20 protein-coding genes and 3 tRNA genes are annotated in these 20,601 nt (G+C 71.6%); 11 read left to right on the top strand and 12 right to left on the bottom strand.

From position 1 onward, the window contains the following. Positions 1-135: 135 nt before the first annotated feature. The 3 genes from nusG to QMZ92_RS05990 all read right to left on the bottom strand — a co-directional run bounded on the left by nusG (position 136) and on the right by QMZ92_RS05990 (position 1,561). Complete coding sequence (gene nusG / locus QMZ92_RS06000) at positions 136-1,020, bottom strand: transcription termination/antitermination protein NusG (protein ID WP_138053683.1); 885 nt, start codon at positions 1,018-1,020, stop codon at positions 136-138. A 74-nt stretch (positions 1,021-1,094) separates the two neighbouring features. After that, on the bottom strand, positions 1,095-1,382 hold the full coding sequence (secE, locus tag QMZ92_RS05995) for a preprotein translocase subunit SecE (protein ID WP_283296188.1): 288 nt from the start codon (positions 1,380-1,382) through the stop codon (positions 1,095-1,097). Positions 1,383-1,488: 106 nt separating this feature from the next. Beyond that, positions 1,489-1,561 (bottom strand) — tRNA-Trp (locus tag QMZ92_RS05990). A 205-nt stretch (positions 1,562-1,766) separates the two neighbouring features. Between QMZ92_RS05990 and QMZ92_RS05985 the strand changes: the two genes are divergently transcribed. Further along, complete coding sequence (locus QMZ92_RS05985; protein WP_283296187.1) at positions 1,767-2,993, top strand: pyridoxal phosphate-dependent aminotransferase; 1,227 nt, start codon at positions 1,767-1,769, stop codon at positions 2,991-2,993. A 171-nt stretch (positions 2,994-3,164) separates the two neighbouring features. Beyond that, complete coding sequence (locus tag QMZ92_RS05980; RefSeq protein ID WP_283296186.1) at positions 3,165-4,217, top strand: adenosine deaminase; 1,053 nt, start codon at positions 3,165-3,167, stop codon at positions 4,215-4,217. 271 nt (positions 4,218-4,488) lie between these two features. Here the strand turns inward: QMZ92_RS05980 and QMZ92_RS05975 are convergent, their stop codons facing one another. The 6 genes from QMZ92_RS05975 to QMZ92_RS05950 all read right to left on the bottom strand — a co-directional run bounded on the left by QMZ92_RS05975 (position 4,489) and on the right by QMZ92_RS05950 (position 7,286). Then, the gene (locus tag QMZ92_RS05975) at positions 4,489-5,544 is read right to left on the bottom strand and encodes a UDP-N-acetylmuramate dehydrogenase (protein ID WP_283296185.1); all 1,056 of its coding nucleotides are present in this window, start codon (positions 5,542-5,544) and stop codon (positions 4,489-4,491) included. Positions 5,545-5,836: 292 nt separating this feature from the next. Further along, positions 5,837-6,265: a MaoC family dehydratase gene (locus QMZ92_RS05970; RefSeq protein WP_283296184.1), complete on the bottom strand. Its 429-nt coding sequence runs from the start codon at positions 6,263-6,265 to the stop codon at positions 5,837-5,839. 4 nt (positions 6,266-6,269) lie between these two features. Then, positions 6,270-6,722 (bottom strand): MaoC family dehydratase N-terminal domain-containing protein, encoded by a 453-nt coding sequence (locus QMZ92_RS05965; protein ID WP_138053688.1) that lies wholly within the window; start codon positions 6,720-6,722, stop codon positions 6,270-6,272. Positions 6,723-6,842: 120 nt separating this feature from the next. Continuing rightward, entirely contained in the window at positions 6,843-7,007 is a 165-nt protein-coding gene (gene rpmG / locus QMZ92_RS05960) for a 50S ribosomal protein L33 (protein WP_003948671.1), read from the bottom strand. A gap of 86 nt (positions 7,008-7,093) precedes the next feature. Beyond that, positions 7,094-7,166 (bottom strand) — tRNA-Met (locus QMZ92_RS05955). Positions 7,167-7,213: 47 nt separating this feature from the next. Then, positions 7,214-7,286: transfer RNA gene (locus QMZ92_RS05950), tRNA-Thr, on the bottom strand. Between the two features lie 289 nt (positions 7,287-7,575). Between QMZ92_RS05950 and QMZ92_RS05945 the strand changes: the two genes are divergently transcribed. From QMZ92_RS05945 to QMZ92_RS05935, 3 genes are all read left to right on the top strand, one after another. After that, positions 7,576-8,823 carry an amidohydrolase family protein gene (locus QMZ92_RS05945; protein ID WP_283296183.1) on the top strand — a complete coding sequence of 416 codons (1,248 nt, stop codon included), beginning with the start codon at positions 7,576-7,578 and terminating at the stop codon, positions 8,821-8,823. Between the two features lie 330 nt (positions 8,824-9,153). After that, on the top strand, positions 9,154-9,810 hold the full coding sequence (locus tag QMZ92_RS05940; RefSeq protein ID WP_283296182.1) for an SDR family oxidoreductase: 657 nt from the start codon (positions 9,154-9,156) through the stop codon (positions 9,808-9,810). 1,092 nt (positions 9,811-10,902) lie between these two features. Further along, positions 10,903-11,361: a transglycosylase SLT domain-containing protein gene (locus tag QMZ92_RS05935; RefSeq protein ID WP_283296181.1), complete on the top strand. Its 459-nt coding sequence runs from the start codon at positions 10,903-10,905 to the stop codon at positions 11,359-11,361. A 220-nt stretch (positions 11,362-11,581) separates the two neighbouring features. On the opposite strand, the gene QMZ92_RS05930 is transcribed toward QMZ92_RS05935, so the two are convergent. Continuing rightward, a complete protein-coding gene (locus tag QMZ92_RS05930; RefSeq protein ID WP_283296180.1) occupies positions 11,582-13,363 on the bottom strand; it encodes an FAD-dependent monooxygenase in 1,782 nt (593 codons plus the stop codon). A gap of 798 nt (positions 13,364-14,161) precedes the next feature. Between QMZ92_RS05930 and QMZ92_RS05925 the strand changes: the two genes are divergently transcribed. After that, positions 14,162-15,391 carry a cation:proton antiporter domain-containing protein gene (locus QMZ92_RS05925; RefSeq protein WP_283296179.1) on the top strand — a complete coding sequence of 410 codons (1,230 nt, stop codon included), beginning with the start codon at positions 14,162-14,164 and terminating at the stop codon, positions 15,389-15,391. A gap of 693 nt (positions 15,392-16,084) precedes the next feature. Next, a complete protein-coding gene (gene nadE, locus QMZ92_RS05920; protein WP_283296178.1) occupies positions 16,085-16,915 on the top strand; it encodes an NAD(+) synthase in 831 nt (276 codons plus the stop codon). A 105-nt stretch (positions 16,916-17,020) separates the two neighbouring features. Here nadE and QMZ92_RS05915 read toward each other — a convergent pair whose 3' ends face one another. Continuing rightward, complete coding sequence (locus QMZ92_RS05915) at positions 17,021-17,197, bottom strand: hypothetical protein (RefSeq protein WP_283296177.1); 177 nt, start codon at positions 17,195-17,197, stop codon at positions 17,021-17,023. 603 nt (positions 17,198-17,800) lie between these two features. On the opposite strand from QMZ92_RS05915, the gene QMZ92_RS05910 reads away from it, so the two are divergent. Then, a complete protein-coding gene (locus tag QMZ92_RS05910) occupies positions 17,801-17,926 on the top strand; it encodes a hypothetical protein (RefSeq protein ID WP_283296176.1) in 126 nt (41 codons plus the stop codon). A gap of 117 nt (positions 17,927-18,043) precedes the next feature. Here the strand turns inward: QMZ92_RS05910 and QMZ92_RS05905 are convergent, their stop codons facing one another. Beyond that, positions 18,044-18,520 carry a winged helix-turn-helix transcriptional regulator gene (locus QMZ92_RS05905; RefSeq protein WP_283296175.1) on the bottom strand — a complete coding sequence of 159 codons (477 nt, stop codon included), beginning with the start codon at positions 18,518-18,520 and terminating at the stop codon, positions 18,044-18,046. An 84-nt stretch (positions 18,521-18,604) separates the two neighbouring features. Here QMZ92_RS05905 and QMZ92_RS05900 point away from each other — a divergent pair, with 84 nt between their 5' ends. The 3 genes from QMZ92_RS05900 to QMZ92_RS05890 all read left to right on the top strand — a co-directional run. Continuing rightward, positions 18,605-19,390, top strand: coding sequence for an enoyl-CoA hydratase/isomerase family protein (locus QMZ92_RS05900; protein ID WP_283296174.1), 786 nt, complete (start codon positions 18,605-18,607; stop codon positions 19,388-19,390). Positions 19,391-19,788: 398 nt separating this feature from the next. Beyond that, entirely contained in the window at positions 19,789-20,484 is a 696-nt protein-coding gene (locus tag QMZ92_RS05895) for a type 1 glutamine amidotransferase domain-containing protein (RefSeq protein WP_283296173.1), read from the top strand. A gap of 3 nt (positions 20,485-20,487) precedes the next feature. Continuing rightward, the coding region (locus QMZ92_RS05890) for a TetR family transcriptional regulator (protein WP_283296314.1) at positions 20,488-20,601 on the top strand (114 nt) is incomplete at its 3' end.

Here is a 20,601-nt window from a genome sequence, read left to right as displayed (position 1 = left end):
ATGACTTCCACCCGATCATCCGGATGGAGGCATACCGCACCACGATAACGGGTATCACTGTGCGGCCAAAAACCGAGCAGGTCAGAACAGCCGCGAGGGCCGCTCTGACCTGGTCGGAAGCTGTGGGGCGATCCGTCAGTTCTTCTGGATCTGGTCGAAGCTGAGCTCGACCGGCGTCTCACGGCCGAAGATCTCGACGAGGCCCTTGACCTTCTTCGAGTCGGCGTTGATCTCGTTGATGGTGGCCTGCAGGGTGGCGAACGGACCGTCGGTGACGGTGACCGAGTCGCCGACCTCGAAGTCCAGGACCTGGACCTCGACCTTGCGGGCCGGCGCCGGCTTGCCCTCGGCCTCGGCCGCCTCGCGGGCCGCCTTCTCCTCCGCCTCCGGGGCGAGCATCTTCACGATCTCGTCCAGGGTCAGCGGGTAGGGGTCGTAGGCGTTGCCGACGAAGCCGGTCACACCGGGAGTGTTGCGGACGACGCCCCAGGACTCGTTCGTCAGGTCCATCCGGACGAGCACGTAGCCGGGCAGCTTGTTCTGCCGGACGTTCTTGCGCTCGCCGTTCTTGATCTGGACGATCTCCTCCTCGGGCACCTCGGCCTGGTAGATGAACTCCTCGACGTTCAGCGAGACGGCGCGCTGCTCCAGGTTGGCCTTCACGCGCTTCTCGTAGCCGGCGTAGGTGTGGATCACGTACCACTCGCCGGGCAGCCCGCGCAGCTCCTCGCGGAGCGCGGCGACGGGGTCGGCCGGAGCCTCCGGCTCGGCCTCCTCCAGGGGCTGCTCGTCGGCCACGGCCTCAGCCGCCTCCGCGTCCTCGTCCACCTCGGCCACGGCCTCGGCTTCGTCGTCCACGTGGATCGCGGCCTGCTCCGCGGGCTCGCCCGCAGCGGCGTCAGCAGCCTCCGCCTGGTCCGGGTCGACGGAGTCCGCCGCCTCGACGATGTCGAGCGCGTCCTCAGCGGACTCGAGGCTGTCGCTCGGCTCAACGGCGTCGTTCAGGTTCGGGTCAGACACGGTGGCTGCTTCTTCCTGGATACAGATGGGGTGGAACATGCGAAAAAGGCGCCGGTCAGGCGCCCTCCGCGGGATCAGCCGAAGACGTACTTGACGGCTGCCTGGAAGCCATAGTCGATCACGGTCACGAGACCGATCATGATGACCACGAAGACGATCACCACGGTCGTGTACGTCGTCAGCTGGTTGCGCGTGGGCCAGACGACCTTGCGAAGCTCGGCGACGACCTGCCGGTAGAACAGCGCGAGGCGGCCCAGGGGGCCCTTCTTCCCGCGCTTGCCACCCTTTCGGGTCTTCTTGCGGGATTCAGGCGCCTCGTCCTCGGCATCAGGCATGTCGATGGAGCCCACGGCGTCCGTCACGTCTCTCACCTGATTCCGGGTCGTGGCCGTGCCGCGCCCGGTCGAGCCGCACGGCTATGCATCGAAGTACGTACATGCGCACACATCCTGGCGAAGGTGTGTGTAGCAGGGCCGGAGGGACTTGAACCCCCAACCGCTGGTTTTGGAGACCAGTGCTCTACCAATTGAGCTACGACCCTTTGTGGTTCCCCCCAAACCTACCGCATCGGCGGTGGTGGTCCGTGAGGGCCAACGACCAGTGAGTGTACGTGGTCGGAAGCCATGCGTCGAACAGATAGCTTCGAGGCGGTTCCTGTCCGCGTTCTGTCCTGACCCTGTCAGCCACCGCCCCGACCCGCGAAACCCCTGTACCCGGGCACTCCGCGTTCTGCGACGATGGGCCGTATGAGCGCTGCAACTCCTCCCACCGAGCGCCGGGTCTCCGCCCGTATCGGCGCGATCTCCGAGTCCGCGACCCTCGCCGTCGACGCCAAGGCCAAGGCCCTCAAGGCCGCCGGCCGTCCGGTGATCGGTTTCGGGGCGGGCGAGCCGGACTTCCCGACCCCGGACTACATCGTCGAGGCCGCGATCGAGGCCTGCAAGAACCCGAAGTACCACCGCTACACCCCGGCCGGCGGCCTGCCCGAGCTGAAGAAGGCGATCGCGGAGAAGACGCTCCGCGACTCGGGCTACGAGGTCGACCCCGCGCAGGTACTGGTGACCAACGGCGGCAAGCAGGCGATCTACGAGGCTTTCGCGGCGATCCTGGACCCGGGCGACGAGGTCATCGTCCCGGCGCCGTACTGGACGACGTACCCGGAGTCGATCCGGCTGGCCGGCGGTGTCCCCGTGGAGGTCGTCGCCGACGAGACCACGGGCTACCGGGTGTCCGTGGAGCAGCTGGAGGCGGCCCGCACGGAGAGGACGAAGGTCGTCCTGTTCGTCTCCCCGTCCAACCCGACCGGCGCGGTCTACAGCGAGGCGGACACCGAGGCGATCGCCCGCTGGGCGCTGGAGCACGGTCTGTGGGTGCTGACGGACGAGATCTACGAGCACCTGGTCTACGGCGACGCCACATTCACCTCGATCCCCGCCGTGGTGCCCGAGCTGCGCGACAAGTGCATCGTGGTCAACGGCGTGGCGAAGACGTACGCGATGACCGGCTGGCGGGTGGGCTGGATCGTCGGCCCGAAGGACGTCGTCAAGGCCGCGACCAACCTGCAGTCGCACGCCACCTCCAACGTCTCGAACGTGGCCCAGGTCGCCGCGCTCGCCGCGGTCTCCGGCGACCTGGACGCGGTCGCGAAGATGCGTGAGGCGTTCGACCGCCGCCGGCAGACCATCGTGCGGATGCTCAACGAGATCGACGGCGTGGTCTGCCCGGAGCCCGAGGGCGCCTTCTACGCGTACCCGTCGGTGAAGGGCCTGCTGGGCAAGGAGATCCGCGGGCAGCGTCCGCGGACCTCCGTGGAGCTCGCTGCGCTGATCCTGGAGGAGGCCGAGGTCGCGGTCGTTCCCGGTGAGGCCTTCGGCACGCCGGGTTACCTGCGGCTGTCGTACGCACTCGGCGACGAGGACCTCGTCGAAGGCGTCTCGCGCATGCAGAAGCTGCTGGCGGAGGCCCGGGGCTGAGGTTCCGTTTCCATCGGACGACGTGAGGGGCGGGCCCCGGCCGGACGGCCGGGGCCCGTTCTCCGTCCCCCCCACTCCGCTTCCCCGCCGGAACGCGATTCTTCGTTCGGCCAAGGACCCGATCGGGGAAAGGGGCTGCCGTTCGGCCGGTGTCTGCGGCAAGATCCTTCAATGCTGTGCCCGTCAGGGGGACACCCCCCGAACCCCCCGAGAGTCCGCGATCTCAGCCTGCTGCCCAAGGCCCATCTGCATCTGCACTTCACCGGGTCGATGCGGCCCGGCACCCTGCTCGAGCTCGCCGACAAGTACGGTGTGCACCTCCCCGACGCGCTGACCGGCGGCGAACCGCCGAAGCTCCGGGCGACGGACGAGCGGGGCTGGTTCCGCTTCCAGCGGCTCTACGACATGGCGCGGTCGTGTCTGCGGCGGCCGGAGGACATCCGGAGGCTGGTGCGGGAGACGGCCCAGGAGGACGTCCGGGACGGCTCGGGCTGGCTGGAGATCCAGGTCGACCCCACCTCGTACGCCCCGATGCTGGGCGGGCTGATCCCCGCCCTGGAGATCATCCTGGACTCGGTGGACGAGGCGGCTCGGGAGACGGGGCTGGGGATGCGCGTCGTGGTCGCCGCCAACCGCATGAAGCATCCGTTGGACGCCCGCACGCTGGCGCGGCTGGCGGTGCGCTACGCGGACCGCGGGGTGGTCGGTTTCGGACTCTCCAACGACGAGCGCCGCGGTATGGCCAGGGACTTCGACCGCGCGTTCGCGATCGCCCGCGACGGCGGCCTGCTGGCGGCACCGCACGGCGGCGAGCTGACCGGCCCGTCGTCCGTGCGGGACTGCCTGGACGACCTCCACGCCGCCCGGATCGGCCACGGGGTCCGCGCGGCCGAGGACCCACGGCTACTGCGCAAGCTGGCGGAGCGCGGCGTGACCTGCGAGGTCTGCCCCGCGTCGAACGTGGCCCTCGGGGTGTACGAGAAGCCCGAGGACGTACCCCTGCGAACACTGTGGGACGCGGGTGTACCGATGGCGCTGGGCGCCGACGACCCGTTGCTCTTCGGGTCGCGGCTGGCGGCCCAGTACGAGATCGCCCGGCACCATCACGGCTTCACCGACGAGGAGCTGGCCGAGCTGGCCCGCCAGTCGGTCCGCGCCTCGACCGCTCCGCAGCACGTGCGGGACGGTCTGCTGGGCGGGATCGACGAGTGGCTGAAGGACTGATCCGGCAGTCCCGCCGAGGTCGGGCCGCGCGAGGTCGGGCCGGGGCCGCGCCCGAGCGCCCTTGAGCCCGTGTGCGGGAAGCCCGTGTGCGGGACTCACGGTGCGTGCCGTCGCCGGGCGGAGGGCCATCCTCGTCCCTGACGTACCCGGGACGCACCCGGACGACCGACCACGCGGCGAGTGCACGTGCCAGGCGGGCGGACCGGGAGCACGCACCCGACGGCCGCGCGCCCCGCCCCGCAGCGGGACGGCACCGGTCCCCGAACGCGGCTCAGAGACCGACGCCGACCGTCACCGGCTCGTTGACGAGGGTGACCCCGAAGGCGTCGCGCACTCCGGCGACCACCTCGCGTGCGAGCGCGAGGAGGTCCTCGGTGGTGGCCCCGCCGCGGTTGGTGAGGGCCAGGGTGTGCTTGGTGGAGATCCGGGCGGGGCCGCTGCCGTAGCCCTTGGTGAAGCCGGCCTTGTCGATGAGCCAGGCGGCGGAGGTCTTGGTGTGCCCGTCACCGGCCGGGTAGGCGGGCGGGGCGACGTCCTCGCCGAGCCGCTCCCGGACCCGGACGAGGAAGGTCTCGTACTCGGCCGTGGTCAGGATCGGGTTGGTGAAGAAGGAGCCGGCCGACCAGGTGTCGTGGTCGTCGGGGTCCAGGACCATGCCCTTGCCGGCACGCAGCTTCAGGACCGCCTCGCGGGCCGCCGCCACCGGTACGCGGTCGCCCGGCCCCACCCCGAGCACCCGCGCGGTCTCCGCGTACCTGATGGGCGCGGACAGGCCCCCCGCGTCCTCCAGCCGGAACCGGACGCGCAGCACCACGTGGCGTTCGGGGTCGGCCTTGAAGCGGCTGTGGCGGTAGGAGAAGCCGCAGTCGGCGTTCGGCACGGTGACGGTCCGGCCGCTGCGGCGGTCGTAGGCGACGACCTCGGTGATGGTGCCGGAGACCTCCTGTCCGTACGCGCCGACGTTCTGGATCGGGGTGGCACCGGCCGAGCCGGGGATGCCGGAGAGGCACTCCAGTCCGGCCAGTCCGGCCTCGACGGTGCGGGCCACGGCGTCGGTCCACACCTCGCCCGCTGCGAGTTCCAGCTCCCCGCCCTCCAGCCGGAAGCCGGTGGTGGCGATGCGCAGCGCCGTGCCGTCGAACCCCTTGTCCCCGATCACCAGGTTGCTGCCGCCGCCGATGAGGAGCAGCGGGGTCCCGGCGGCGTCCGCCGCCCGGACGGCGGCGATCACCTCGTCGTCGGTGGTGGCCGTGACGAGACGGGTGGCCGGACCACCCAGACGGAAGGTGGTCAGCGGGGCGAGAGGCGCGTCATGGAGTTCCAGCACGGGGACAAGGGTACGGTCCGGGCCGCTCCGGCCGGGGAGCGGCCGGGGCGGTGGACGGCCGGTCGCGGGGCGCCCCGGCAGGATGCTTCCGGACTGGGGCGGGACCCGCCCGGACCGGAGCGTGTCCGGGCTCACAACGTCGCGGGGAGCCCGGTGGCCCGGCCCGTGACCGGGCGCAGGGCCGGATCCCGGCTCCCTGCCCGCAGCGGCCCGGGGCCGGGCGGTGGAAGGCGTGGAGGACCCGCGTTCCGTGGCGGCGGCCGCTCCGGAACGCGGGGTCGGGTGGAGCGCCTCAGGCGAGGCGGACGACCGCCCGGGACATCCCGAGCACCTTCTGCCCCGCCGAGACCGCGGTCAGGTCGACGCGCACCCGGTTGTCGTCCAGCTTGGCCGCGACCTTGCCGCTGACCTCGATGACCGCGCCCCGGTCGTCGTTCGGCACGACGACCGGCTTGGTGAAGCGGACCCCGTACTCGACGACGGCGGCCGGGTCGCCCGCCCAGTCGGTCACCACGCGCGCCGCCTCGGCCATCGTGAACATGCCGTGCGCGATCACGTCAGGCAGTCCGACCTCCTTGGCGAACTTCTCGTTCCAGTGGATGGGGTTGAAGTCCCCGGACGCGCCGGCGTAGCGGACCAGCGTCGCCCGGGTCACCGGGAAGGTCTGCGCGGGCAGTTCGGTGCCGACCTCGACGTCCTCGTACGCGATCTTCGCCGTCATCGGGTCAGCCCTCCTCGGCGGCACGCGCCACCAGCTTGGTCCACGCGGTGACGACGTGCTCTCCTGCCTCGTCGTGCACCTCGCCGCGGATGTCAAGGATGTCGTTGCCCGCGAGCGACTTGATCGCCTCGATCGTGGAGGTGACCGTCAGCCGGTCCCCCGCCCGGACCGGCCGGCTGTAGGCGAACTTCTGGTCGCCGTGCACCACACGGCTGTAGTCCAGGCCGAGCTGCGGATCCTCGACGACCTGTCCCGCCGCCTTGAACGTGATGGCGAACACGAAGGTCGGCGGGGCGATCACGTCCGCGTGGCCGAGCCGCTCGGCGGCCTCGGGGTCCGTGTAGGCGGGACTGGCGTCACCGACGGCCTCCGCGAACTCCCGGATCTTCTCCCGGCCGACCTCGTACGGCGCGGTGGGCGGATAGGTCCGCCCGACGAAGGACTGGTCGAGCGCCATGGACTCGCTACCTCCTGGTTTCCGTTCCTGGCCGGTGCCACCGGAACACTCGCCGGTAACCCCGTGACAAACGACGCGAGGCCGCCCCCGAGTGGGGACGGCCTCGCATTCGAGCCTGGTTCAGCGCGTCTCGCGGTGCGCGGTGTGCGCGTTGCAGCGCGGGCAGTGCTTCTTCATCTCAAGACGGTCCGGGTTGTTGCGCCGGTTCTTCTTGGTGATGTAGTTCCGCTCCTTGCACTCCACGCAGGCCAGCGTGATCTTCGGGCGGACGTCGGTGGCAGCCACGTGAGTGCTCCTTGGACGGATGGACGGATTGAACGCAGAAAAGAGTAGCCGATCGAAGGACCGACCCCACAATCGGCTACCGTGTGTAGCGGTGACCGGACTTGAACCGGTGACACAGCGATTATGAGCCGCTTGCTCTACCGACTGAGCTACACCGCTTCGACGCCGGATCCCCTCGCCCGGAGGCGAGGATCATCCAACATCAGAGCCCCAATACGGAATCGAACCGTAGACCTTCTCCTTACCATGGAGACGCTCTGCCGACTGAGCTATTGGGGCGAGCGATGAAGACATTACACGGTCGGTCGCCGATCGCCCAAATCTGTTTACGGGCCACGTTGGCCGCCTTCGTCGCGTAACGGCGGAGCCCCCTCCCGGCCACCTCACGGGACACCGCGGACCCCGCCGCCGCGCCCGTCCCCGTACGCCACTCGTGGTCACACCGGTACGACTATTGCGCTCCTCCTCGATGCGGGGTCGGGGCGCCCCTAGGCTCGGCACACACCGGGTGATCTTGATCGTCCCGCGGGCCGTCCCCAAGGCCACTCCCCCGCCCGTCAGGAGCGCGATGCCCGACAGCCAGGCGCAGCCGCCCGACGGCGCCACCGCAGACAGCACCACCCTGCTCCTGTGCGGCGCCCGGCTCACCGACGGCCGCACGGTCGACGTACGGCTGAGCGGCGCACGCATCGAGGCCGTCGGCACCGCCGGCAGCCTCAGCGCCGCGCCGAAGACGCACTCCGCACGCGTGGACCTCGGCGGCTATCTGCTGCTGCCCGCCCCCGCCGAGCCGCACGCCCACGCCGACACCGCCCTGACCGCGCTCGCGCCGGAGGGGCCCGTGTCGTACGCCACGGAGGACGTGCAACGGCGCGCCACCGAGGCGGCGCTGCTGCAGCTCGGGCACGGGGCGACGGCGCTGCGGTCGCACGTGCGGATCGGCGATGTGCAGGGGCTCGGCCCGCTCGAGGCCGTGCTGGAGGCGCGGCGGGCGCTGCGCGGGCTCGCCGAGGTGACCACCGTCGCCGTGCCCCGGCTGCTCACCGGCGTGGCGGGCGCGGACGGCCTCGCGATGCTGCGGGACGCGCTGAAGACGGGCGCGTCCGTGGTGGGCGGCAGCCCGGACGCCGATCCGGACCCGACGGGGTACACGGAGGCGGTACTGGAGGCCGCCGCGGAGCACGGCTGCCCCGTCGACCTCCACACCGACGGCGACGACCCGGCCCGGCTGGCCCGGCTGGCCGCGATGGCCGGGGGCCTGCGCCCCGGTGTGTCCATCGGCCCGTGCGCCGGTCTGGCACGGCTGCCCGCCGATGTGGCGTCGCGGACGGCCGACCAGCTGGCGGCCGCCGGGGTCACGGTCGTCTGTCTGCCACAGGGCGGCTGCGCGGGCTCCGAACTGCGCGGCGTCGCTCCCGTGCGGCTGCTGCGGGCGGCTGGGGTGCCCGTCGCCGCGGGCAGCGGGGCGATGCGGGACGTGGCGAACCCGGTGGGCCGCGGCGACCCGCTGGAGGCGGCCTTCCTGCTCGCCTCCCAGGGCGGACTGCGGGTCCCGGACGCGTACGACGCGGTCAGCGCGGCGGCGCGGGCGGCGATGGGCCTGCCGGAAGTGCGGGTGGAGGCCGGCTTCCCCGCCGAGCTCCTCGCGGTCCGGGGCGAACACCTCGCGGGCGTCCTCTCGCTGGCGTACAGCCGGATCGTCATCCACCGCGGCCGCGTGGTCGCCCGGACAAGCGCGGTACGGGAGTACTGCGACTCCGCCGCGGCGGTGGCGCTGGAGCTGCCACGGCAGGGGCGGCCCGACCCTGGGCCGTGAGACGGGCGTGGCGAACCGGGCCGAGCCGGTCCGGTTCACCCACGCCACCCGCCGGTCGGGCCGCCCCTGGCCGGTGACCCCGGGACGGCCGGCTCGGTCGATGATGCCGTGGCCGGCGGGTGGGGCCGGGCGCGCCGGATGAACGGGCGCCCCGAGCGGCCGGGCGAGCGCAGCGCCGCCGCGCCGGTTGGACGTCGGGATCCGGGCCCCGGGGGCAGACGGGCGGCGGAGACGGGGACGGAGACCGGTCCTCGACGGGTGGCCGGAAATGGCGCCCGGGTCCAGGACCGTCGCGAGCGTCCGGCGTGGGACGGGCGTACGGTCGGGAGCATGCGCATAGTCATCGCAGGAGGACACGGCCAGATCGCGATGCGCCTGGCACGACTGCTCGCGGCGGGCGGGAACGAGCCGGTCGGGGTCATCCGGAAACCCGAGCACGGTGACGACCTGCGGGAGGCCGGTGCGGAGCCGTGCCTGCTGGACCTGGAGTCCGCCTCGGTGGAGGAGGTCGCCGCGGTGCTCCAGGGCGCGGACGCCGCGGTGTTCGCGGCGGGCGCCGGGCCGGGAAGCGGCGCCGAGCGGAAGAAGACCGTGGACCGGGACGCCGCGGTCCTGTTCGCCGACGCGGCCGAACGGGCCCGAGTGCGGCGGCACATCGTCATCTCGTCCATGGGCGCCGATCCCGGGCACCGGGGCGACGAGGTGTTCGACGAGTACCTGCGGATGAAGGGCGAGGCGGACGCCTACGTCAGGGGCAAGGAGACCCTGGACTGGACGATCCTGCGCCCCGGAATGCTGACGAACGACGCCGGAACCGGGCTGGTCCGGCTGGAGGCCCACACCGGACGCGGACCCATCCCCCGGGACGACGTGGCCGCGGTGATCGCGGAACTGCTGGAGACCTCGGCCACGGCGGGGCTGGCCCTCGACCTGATCGGCGGAAACGTCCCGGTCTCGGTCGCGGTGAAGGCGGTCGCCGGCAACTGACCCCCGCGGCGCGGCCGACGCCGCGGGGTACGGCTCGGTCCGGCCGGGCACGGACGGCGCGCGGCGGGCAAGGGCAAGGGGCGGGGTACCGGCGCCGAGCGGGACGCGTCAGGACCGGACGGGTGCGGTGCGGTGCGGTGCGGTGCGGTGAAACGGCAGCGGACCGGTCGGCGGGGCGCAGACGGGTACGGGTTGGCGCTCGGTGGACTCCGGCCGTGGAACGCCCTCGCCGGCCCGGCAACCACAGGCACAGCGGCCGGCCCCCGGACCCATCCAACCGATGAATTCCGGCCACAGTGGCGGCCGGTAGCGCCGTGAGCGAGACCGCACAGCGGCGCCGGAGCGCCGTGGAGCGCCGTGGAGCGGACCACGTGACCGTCAGGCGTTCCGTCCGGATGGACGGCTTCGCCGTCGTCGCCGAACGCTGCCCCAGATCCCCGGCAGGCCACCCTCGCACGGCCGGCCCCGGCAGAGCGGCCGTTCTCCCCTTCCGCACCGTCTGCGTGGACACCGGGTGGGGCGTCGAGGCGGGCGTCCGTCGTCTCCGTGCCGGCCCCCAGGGCGACATCGCCGTCGGCACCCTCCCGGCCGGCCGCTACGGGGCGCCGGCACACCAAGGCCACCCCGACGGGCTTTTCGACGCCACCGCACGGCTACGGGAGTGGGCCACGGAACAGGGGCTGGTGCGAGAGGCGAAAGCGGGTCCGGGTGCATTTCCGTTCCACCTGATTCGACGTCACCAGCGTTTTGGAAAAGGCATGTTGCGACCAGGAAGTCCGCACGCAGGTTGATCGAACTCCCGCCGCACGACGATTCCCGCCGTATCCCCCGCGGGCGGGAATCGTTGCGCACACACCCGCGCACGGAAGGGGAGGGCCCGTTCACCCTCCCCCGCCGCCCGAACTGCCACGTGACGGGAAGCACATCCTGCTTTACCCCCTATTTATTCCCCTTGTGGCGCCAATCACAGAATTTCCTCTTGTCGTCACCCGCCTCCACTCGGATGCTGAAAACCCCGGCGGAAATCCCCATTCCCGATTAACCGCCTTGCATGGGATCAGAACCCCGAGATTCATGTGAAAGGGCGGCGTCATGCAGCTTTCCCCACTCCCCCGTCGAGCGACGTCCAAGATCGCCAAGTACCTCGTGGGCGGCGTCGCCGCCGCCGTGGTCGCCACCGGCGTGACCACGGCAGTCGCGCCGACCGAGGCTTCCGCGGCCCCCGCCAGCGCACACCGGATCGACGGCTGGATCAAGCACTCCCTCCTGATCATGAAGGCCAAGGGAATTCCCGGCAGCTACGACGGGATCCACCGCAACCTGATGCGCGAATCGAGCGGCGATCTCTACGCGATCAACCTCTGGGATTCGAATGCAAAGAAGGGCATTCCGTCCAAGGGACTCATGCAGGTCATTGACCCCACATTTCGGACATACCACGTGGACGGCACCTCGTGGGACATTTATGACCCAATTGCGAATATTACTGCGGCGTGCAATTACGCGGCGAAGCGCTACGGGTCCATCGACAACGTGAACGGCCCCTACTGATCCGCCGCCCCGGCGGACTCCGCTCCGCCCGGTCCCAGCAGCGCCGGGGTGTGCCCGTGGCTCCGCCCGAGGGGCCACGGACGCGTTCCGTCGGCAAGGCGGTCGCCCTGACCACGGCGGAGCCTCGCCCGGGCCTCTCGCGCCCACGGACCGCTGGCCGGCTGCGGCTGAGGCGCGCCCGGATCGGCACCGGGGTTCTCGCGCCGACGTCGGGGACCCGTTACAGCCGGAAGACCCGCGCCAGCTGCTCGGACAGCGCGGCGACCGTGCCGGGAACCGCCAACGGCGCCACGCGCGCATCCAGATAGCCGTCCGGCCGTACGAGGAAGGCCGTGGAGCCCGCCGTGCGGTAACCGCGCGCGAACTCGCCCCGGCTGTCGAGGAAGGCCGGCAGGTGCCGGCCGTCCGCGTCCGTGACGTAGCCCACGGTCTCCGCGACGTCCCCGGCGCCGGTGCCGGCCGTCACGGACCCGGGCTCCGCACCCGTGACCGGGCTCGTACCCGTGTCCGTACCCGTTCCCGTACCACCGTCCGCACCCGTGCCCGGGGCGAGCAGCACCAGGGCCGTTGCCTGTCCGTCCGTCAGATGACGGACTCCGGAGGCGATCTCACCGCACGCGTCGAGCGCCGCGGCCGAGTCGGCGTGGAGCAGGAGCACATGGCCGCGGTCGCGCAACAGGTCGTACAGCCGCAGGGGCACGGCGGCGACACCCCCGGTGAGGCCGCCGCAGTCGGGCGCCCGGTCGCCGGGGGCCGGACCCTGCAGTCCCGGGGTACCCGGGCCCACGACGGGGCTGTCCGGGTAGGCGACGAGCAACTGGGCCTCACGCAGCATGACGGTCGTGAAGTCGTCGGGGTCGGCCTTGACGCCCTCGGCGGCGTGCCGGACCGTGCGTCCCACGACCTCCTCACCGACGGGTCGGCGCTCGGAGTCATAGCTGTCGAGCAGGCGCGGATGCGCGGCGCCCCGCACGGTGAGAGCCAGTTTCCACGCGAGGTTGCAGGCGTCCTGGATACCGGTGTTCATGCCCTGGGCGCCGGTCGGCGGATGGATGTGCGCTGCGTCACCGGCGATGAAGACCCGGCCGTCCGCGTACTTGTCCACGAGGCGGTGGCTGATGCGGAAGACGGAGGACCAGCGCATGGCCGACGCCGTGGTGGGTTCCGGGGACAGCCGGTCGAGGACGGCCTGGATGTGCTCGACGCCGGGTACCCGCTGCCCGGTCTCCAGCCCGTGCGCGACGCCGTCCCCCCGGCCCGCGTCCCCCACGGGCTGCCGTGCGGCGGAGAGTTCGGGCGGGACCAGCATGGACACGCGGTAGCGGCCGCGGCCCGGCAGCGGGATGCAGACGAGCAGGTCGTCGACGGACCCGTCATCGCCGTGGTGCGTGGCGCGGACGCCGTAGCCCGGTGGCAGGCTCCAGTCGAGTTCCACGTCCGCGAGCATGTACTCCTCGGGGAAGGCGGCGCCCTCGAAGGTGAGCCCGAGCGTCTTGCGGACGACGCTGTGCGCCCCGTCGCAGCCGACGAGGAAACGCGACCGGACCTCCTCCTCCCCGCCGTCGACGGTGACGATCCGGCTGAGGACCCCGACCGTGTCCTGCTTGAACGAGACCAGCTCGGTGCCGCGCTCGACGCGTGTGCCGAACCGGGCGAGGTGCTCCTCGACGACGCGCTCGGTCTCGTACTGCGGCAGTGCGGCGAATCCGTAGGGGACCTCCGGCGGGAGACGGAAGTCGATGCGCCCCTGCTCGGCACCGTCGGCGTACAGGAGCTGGCCGCGCATCGGCACGGCGGCGTCCAGGGCGTCGCGGACCATGCCCATCCGGTCCCAGATCTCCAGGGTCCGGGGCTGGATCCCCACCGCCTTGGCGTACGGGAGCCGGGCCGGGAGCCTGTCGACGATGCGGCAGTCCGCTCCGTGACGGCGCAGCTCCGCGGCCGCGGTCAGTCCGACGGGTCCGGCACCCACGATCAGTACATCGGTGTCCACCACTGGCATCTCCCACCGAGAGCCCCCGGCTGCGCTGTCCCTCCATGTCCCTCCATGGTCGGCCGATGAGCCCGGTCCGGCGACTCGGGTCCCGTGGACGGACGTCGTCCCCGCCGGTGGTGTCCCGGCCGGTGGAAGGCATGTCCTCCCCGGAGGTCGCAGACACCGGACCGGGGTCGGCGACCCGTCGGCCGGACGACGGCGGACGGATCGGCAATCCGTTCCACGTCCACGGGCGCCGGACTCCGGGCACTCCCTCCCGGCGCAGCCGTTGCGCGAACTCCCGGGCTCCACGTCGGGGTCGGGGGTGGGCAGGCCGTGTGGCGCGGTGGATGCCCGTCGTCCAGGCCCGGCAGCGGGGCAGGCTCGATCGGCGGCGAGGTCAGACGCGGCGGGGCCGAGGGGCCGCACCCATCGGGCTCCTTTCCGGCTTCCGTCCTCAATTCCCCCTCCGGGGAGACGACTTCACACCGAAAGGCGTACGAGCCCCGAAACCCCACCTGAGGGCGGGTGGATACAAAGGAGCCGTTTCCCGGCCCCGTCGGCAGGGGCTGCGGAAAGCGACGTGACCAAGGTCTGTCCCGCAATCACCGGCCGGGTGCGCGACGACAGCCACGGCGCCTCGCCGCGTTGTCGAATCACCCGAGTACACCCCAGCACGAGGACGACCCTCCGCCTTGCGATGCACCGCGTCTGACGCCGCGCGCTGGTCCCCCGGGGATTGCGGGAAAGCCCTTAAGCTCGGTTGCCGAGCCGGGCGATGCGAAGAGAAGAGACACGAAGAGAAGAACGGAAATCGGGGGCTGCATGCTTGCCGTCACGGTCATCGCGGGAATTCTCTTCGTCTGGTCGCTGCTGGCGTTCAGGCTCTCGCGCTGGAGTATCACCGCGCCCATCGCGATGATGGCGGCGGGCACCGCCCTGACCGCCGGCTCGAACCCCCCGCTGCATTTCGAACTCGAGACGAACGTCTTCGAGCACGCGGTGGAAGTCATCCTGGCCTTGCTGCTGTTCGTCGACGCCATCGAGGTGCCCGGCAGGATCCTGGGCCGCCAGAAGGGCATCGTCCTCCGTCTGCTGGGCGGCGGGCTGCCGTTGACGCTCTGCGCCGCGTTCCTGAGTGGTCTCCTCTTCTTCCCCGGCCGGTCCGGGTGGCTGCTCGCGGTACTGGCGACCGTCGTCGTCCCGCTGGATCTCGCCCCCACCGCGTCCGTCGTCCGCGACCCGCGGATCCCCGCGCGGCTGCGCGAGGTCCTCAACGTCGAGGGCGGCCTCAACGACGGCATCGTCTCGCCGGTGTTCCTCCTCTGCCTCGCGGTGGCCGTCGAATCGCACGATGTGCACGCCGACTACGGCGAGGCACTGCTGACGGCGGTCGAGGCGGCCGGCTGGGCACTCGCCACCGGACTCGCCGTCGGCTGGACGAGCGGCTGGCTGCTGCGCAAGTCGTGGTCACGAGGCTGGACGCAGACGTCGGCGATGCGACTGGGCGTGCTCGCGGTCCCGTTGGTGGCGTACACCTTCTCCAGCGCCGTGGGCGGGAACGGGTTCGTCGCGTCCTTCATCGCGGGCGTCCTCTTCGGCCCGGCGGTCCGGGAACTCCCGGAGACAGCGGTGGAGCTGACCGACGACGTCGTCACCCTCATGAGCCTCGCGCTGTGGTTCATCTTCGGGCAGATCGTCAACAACGCGTTCTGGGACGGCTTCCAGGTCACGATCGTCCTCTACACGCTGCTCGCTGTCACCCTGGTCCGCATGGTTCCCGTGCTCCTGGTTCTCACGGGAGCGGGGGTGAGCCGGGCCGACAAGCTCTTCCTGGGCTGGATGGGACCGAGAGGCGTCACGTCCATCGTCTTCGGCTCGCTGGCGGTCATCGAACTCCCGGACGTGAGTGCCGACTTCGTCTCCCGGGTCATGGTGATCACCGTGATGCTCAGCATCGTGCTCCACGGACTGAGCGCCGAGCCGATCGCCCGCTTCTACGCCCGGCGGCATACGGTGACGCCCCGGCCGGCCGCTCCGGCTGCCGGCCCCTGAGCTCCGGCGGACGGGACGCCGGTCCGGAACCCGGCCGACGACGCGGCTCCGGCGTCGACGGCCTCCCGCACGGGTACGGCCCCAGGCACGAGTCTGCCCGGCAGGGGCACGGGGTCTGGTTCCTCCCGTGCGGACCGGACCGCGTGACGTAAGGGACGCCGCGTCGCAAGAGTTGCCCGCCGGCGCCCGCTCCGCAGCCTCCGAGGCGAGCGGAACGACCGGTGCACCGCGCGGACCGCCACCGCTGTGTGCGCCGCGTCCTCGACGAACTCGACGAACTCGGCGCTCTCGCGGAGGACACGGCTCCCGACGGGCGCGGCGCGCCCGGTGCGCATCACCGGTCCGGAACCGGCTCAGCTCGATCCGGGCGATCTCGGCAAGCGCCCTGCCCGAGGGTCCGGGGGTCTCGGCTCCGCCGTCCCACGCCCGTGGGACGCCTGGCAGGTCCCGCCTGACCTGCGGGGGAGCCCTACGCGGCAGCGGCCTTTCGTACGTTCGTCATGCGGTCGATCATGCACCACGACGTACCGCCGGCCCAGCGGTTCTCCGTTGCCCCTTGCGACCACTGGCGGCCCTTCGTGTCGCGGTCCGAGGCTCCGTACGGCCGTGGCCGTACGGGCCCCGGCCCCCCAGAGAACCCTCGGTAGGGTGGGCGCGACAGCAGCGGACCGTGAACCGGAGCAAGGAGCAGATGTGAGCGAGTCGGCGTCCATCGCCCTGCAGCAGGAGATCGCCCGGGAGCTCCAGGTCGCCGAGACCTTCGAGGCCGAGCGCGAGATCGAGCGACGGGTGGCCTTCCTCGCCGAGAGCCTTACCTCCTCCGGTCTGCGCTCCCTCGTGCTCGGCATCAGCGGCGGTGTGGACTCCACCACCACGGGCCGGCTGTGCCAGCTCGCCGTGGAGCGGGCCCGCGCGGCCGGCCACGAGGCGCGGTTCTACGCGATGCGGCTGCCGTACGGGGTCCAGGCCGACGAGCACCACGCCCAGCTCGCGCTCTCCTTCATCCGGGCCGACCACGTGCTGACCGTTGACGTCAAGCCCGCGAGCGACGCTGCGCTCGCCGCCCTGCCGACCGGGGAGGTGAGCTTCCGCGACGCCCACCACCAGGACTTCGTGCACGGCAACATCAAGGCCCGGCAGCGCATGATCGCCCAGTACGCGGTGGCGGGCGCGCACGGCGGCCTGGTCGTCGGCACCGACCACGCCGCCGAGGCGGTCTCCGGCTTCTTCACCAAGTTCGGCGACGGAGCCGCCGACCTGGTCCCGCTGACCGGTCTGACCAAGCGCCGGGTGCGCGCCGTGGCGGACGCGCTGGGTGCGCCGGCCGAGCTGGTGTGGAAGACGCCGACGGCCGACCTGGAGACCCTCGACCCGGGCAAGGCGGACGAGGACGCTCTCGGGGTCACGTACGACGACATCGACGACTTCCTGGAAGGCAAGCCCGTCGGCGAACGCGCCTTCGAGACGATCGTCCGCCGCTACCGCGCCACCGACCACAAGCGCGCGCTGCCCGTCGCTCCCTGAGGCCGGTCCCCCGGGCGGGGTACGTCCGCGGGCACTCCGAGCGGCGGAGCCCGGAAACGGTGTGAGGACGGTGCGGGATCGGTCCAGCCATGACCCGGGTGCCGGTCAGACCTCGATGACGACCTCGCCCTCGGCGCCCCTGCCCTCCACGGCCGTGTCGGCGTCGAAGACGGCGGCAAGCGTGAAGTGCCCGGGGTCGAGCAGCGGTTCGGGCTTCCCGGCGTCGCCGAGTGCGGCCGTCCCGCGCCTGACCTCGGTGGGAGCGCCACCCGTCCGTGACACACACGACAACAGCCCTCGCCCCGCGTGTCCGCAGGTCAGGGGCCGTTCTCATCGCCTGGTGGCGCCAGGATTCGAACGGCGCCGCTCGATCCGGGCAATCCCGGCAAGAGCCCTGGGGGAAACCCCAGGTATCACCGCACTGCTGCCCCACGGCCGTGGTCCACGTGGCAGGTCCAGCCTGAACTGCGAGGGAGCCCTACGCGGCATAGGCCTTTCGCGCGTTGATCATGCGGCAATCACGCAGGGCTCCGCGCTGCCTGCCCAGTCACCTTCCGCCAGTCCTCCATCCGGGCGCCCAGGGCATGAGGTGGATGGACGAGGCTTCATGGGAACGATCGACCGCAAGGCCAAGAGACGTGGCGCGACAAAGGGCCCCGACAAACCGGTCAGGAGACCACGGCGGATCACCGCTCAACGCCTTGCGGAAGGTTGGGGCGGCCCCGCAATTCAACCATTCGACTGGCGCGGGCCTCGGAGGCCGACGTCGTCGTCGCCCTGTCAAAAGCAACCGAGCGGCGGGATCGCACGACCGAGCGGCCAGACGGCCCGGGTGTAGCTTCGCCTTGATCGTGGACAGGACCGCCTCGCGCAGCAGGGGGCACGGTGCTCGGGAACGACGACGACTCCGACAAGGGCGTGCCCGACCCCGGCCCGGCCGACCGGATCCTGTCGCACCGGCTCTTCTGCGGGCAGCCGAACGTCCGTCTCGATCGATCCGCGCTCCTGTGAGTGCCCGGACGGGCGGCGGGCGCGTTCGTCACCGCCGAGGCACCGCCCCTCCGCTCAGGTGGACACCCGCCGCGGCACCCTGCTGCTCGCGGTCGCATGCCGATTGCCGTGTCGCCTTCAGACGGCTTCCGCCTGCTGACCGGAGGCTGCTCCGGGGCCGGGCAGAGGGATGATGTCCCTGGCCGTCAACTCCTGGCCGCAGTGATCGCACACGTGGCGGATCTCCGCCGCCCCGTCGCAGTGGCGGTGGCGGTACACGACGGGAGGACCGTCCGGAGCCATGTACCTGTCGCCCCAGGTCCGCAGGGCCATCAGCACCGGGTAGAGGTCCAGCCCCTTCTCCGTCAGCCGGTACTCCTCACGGGTCCGCCGCGCGTCCCGGTATGCCCGGCGTTCCAGGATCCCCGCCTCGACGAGCACGCCGAGACGTTGCGAGAGCAGGGTGCGGCTGACGCCGAGGCTGGACCTGAAGTCCTCGAAGCGGCGGAGTCCGAGAAACGCCTGCCGGAGCACGATCAGGGTCCACCTGTCCCCGAGCAGCGCCACGGAACGCGCGATGGAGCACGGCTCCGTGCCGATGTCAGTGGATCGCATGGCCTGGATGCTACCTCTCCTTGCGTCCTAAATCAGAACCCAGCTATAACTGGGTTCTGATTTAGGACTCAGGATGGAGCTCACGTGAAAGTGCATTTCGAGCAGAGTGGTGACGTCGGCCGGATCGTCCTCGACGACGGATCCCTCAACCTCCTCGGCGCCGACCTGGTCGCCGATCTCGCCGAGGCGGTCACGGCGGCCGAGGGGGCGGTTGCCGCCGACGCCCCCATCCGCGCCCTCGTGGTCGGCAGCCTCGGCGAGCACTTCTCGGCCGGCGCGGACGTCCGGATCTTCCAGGGACTCTCCTCCGAACAGGCGCAGGCGGCCATCCTGGAAAACCTGCCGGTGTTCACCCGTCTCGAGCGGCTTCCCGTGCCCACTTTGGCGACGGTCGACGGACTCTGCCTTGCGGGCGGGATGGAGTTGGCCCTGAGCTGCGACATGATCTGGGCCGCCGAGGATGCCCAGTTCGGCCTGATCGAGGCCACCATCGGCGGATTCCCCTTCGCCGGAGGCGCCCAGCGCCTGGCCGCCCGGGCCGGTGCCGCCCGAGCGCGGGAGGCCGTCTACGGCGGGATGATCTACCGAGCCTCCCGCATGCACGAGTGGGGCGTCGTCAATCGTCTCCTCCCTCGCGAAACCCTGCAGGAGAAGGCGGTGGACTATGCCCGGCGGCTCGCTGCGGGCCCCACCAGGGCACTCGCCGCCGCCAAACAGCTCGTCGACCTCGCCCAGGCGGGCGGCGTCGGGGCGGCGGACGCGGCGATGCCCGCCCTCGTCGGCGAGATCGTCGCCTCCGTGGACCTGCAGGAAGGGGCGGCGTCCCTCCTGACCCACGGCCCCGGCCATGCGTCGTTCACGGGCCGCTGAGTCCCCCCGTCAGCACTGGCGGCGACGCGCCGTTCCGGAGGGGCGCGGCAGCGGGCGGCGCTCCTCCGTCGGCCCGCCCGGGACCCCGGCACCCCCTCCGCTCGCACGCGAACTCCCCGTCCCCGGGGAGATCACCCCGGGGCGGGCGATTCATCCGAGGCGCTCGCCGTAGGCCGTGGTGAGGGCGGTCCCGGTCCGGTGGGGCATCCGCCGGACCGGCATGGCGCCGGGCCGGGGCTCCCGGCGCCTCGGGCCGGATGCCGTCCAGGCGCCTGGAAACGCCCTGCCACTCCGGGCCCACAGCCGCCTGACACTCTGACGTTTTGCACTCAGAATGTCATTCTGTAGAGTGGAGACACGACGGACCGACGAGGTCCGCGCCAGAGGAAGGTTCGATCATGCCGAAGATCCTTTTTGTTGTGACCGGGGCCCAGTTCTGGACCCTCGAGGACGGCACGGAGCACCCGACCGGCTACTGGGCCGAGGAGGTCGTGGCCCCGTTCGAAGAGTTCACGGCAGCAGGGCACGAGATCACCGTCGCCACGCCGGGTGGCGTGATCCCGACCGTGGATCAGCGCAGCCTCACCCCGGAGATGGCCGGCGGGCAGGAGAACGTCGAGAGGTTCCGGCAGCGGCTCGCCGACATCCCCCAGTTGCAGAACCCGATCCGCATCGAGGACGTCGCCCTGGACGACTACGCGGCCGTCTACTACCCCGGCGGCCACGGCCCGATGGAGGACCTGGCGGTGGACAAGGACTCCGCCGGCCTGCTGGTGTCCGCCATGCGATCGGGCAAGCCTCTCGGCATCGTGTGCCACGGCCCGGCCGCCATGCTCCCCGCCGTCGACGAGCACGGCACCAACGTCTTCGCCGGCTTCCAAGTGACCGGCTTCACCAACGTCGAGGAGGAGCAGGCCGGTTTCGCCGACAAGGCCCCGTGGCTGCTCCAGGACCGTCTGACCGGGATCGGCGCGCGCTTCCGGGAAGGCGACGCCTGGGCGCCGAACGTCGTCGTCGACCGCAACCTGGTCACCGGCCAGAACCCCGCGTCGTCCCTCGACGCAGCGCGGGAGTTGCTGAAGAAGCTGGGCTGACAGATGGACGCCGACCGGTACTCCGAAGTCCTCGACGCGACCTACGCCTGCCTGGTCCGGCACGGAGTCCGGCGTACCACGATGGACGACATCGCCTCCGCGATGGGAGTGTCCCGG

This window comes from Streptomyces sp. HNM0645 (genome assembly GCF_030056615.1).
Classification (GTDB): domain Bacteria; phylum Actinomycetota; class Actinomycetes; order Streptomycetales; family Streptomycetaceae; genus Streptomyces; species Streptomyces marianii.
The sequence above is the reverse complement of the archived record's forward strand: the minus strand, read 5'-3'. Positions and strand labels throughout refer to the sequence as shown.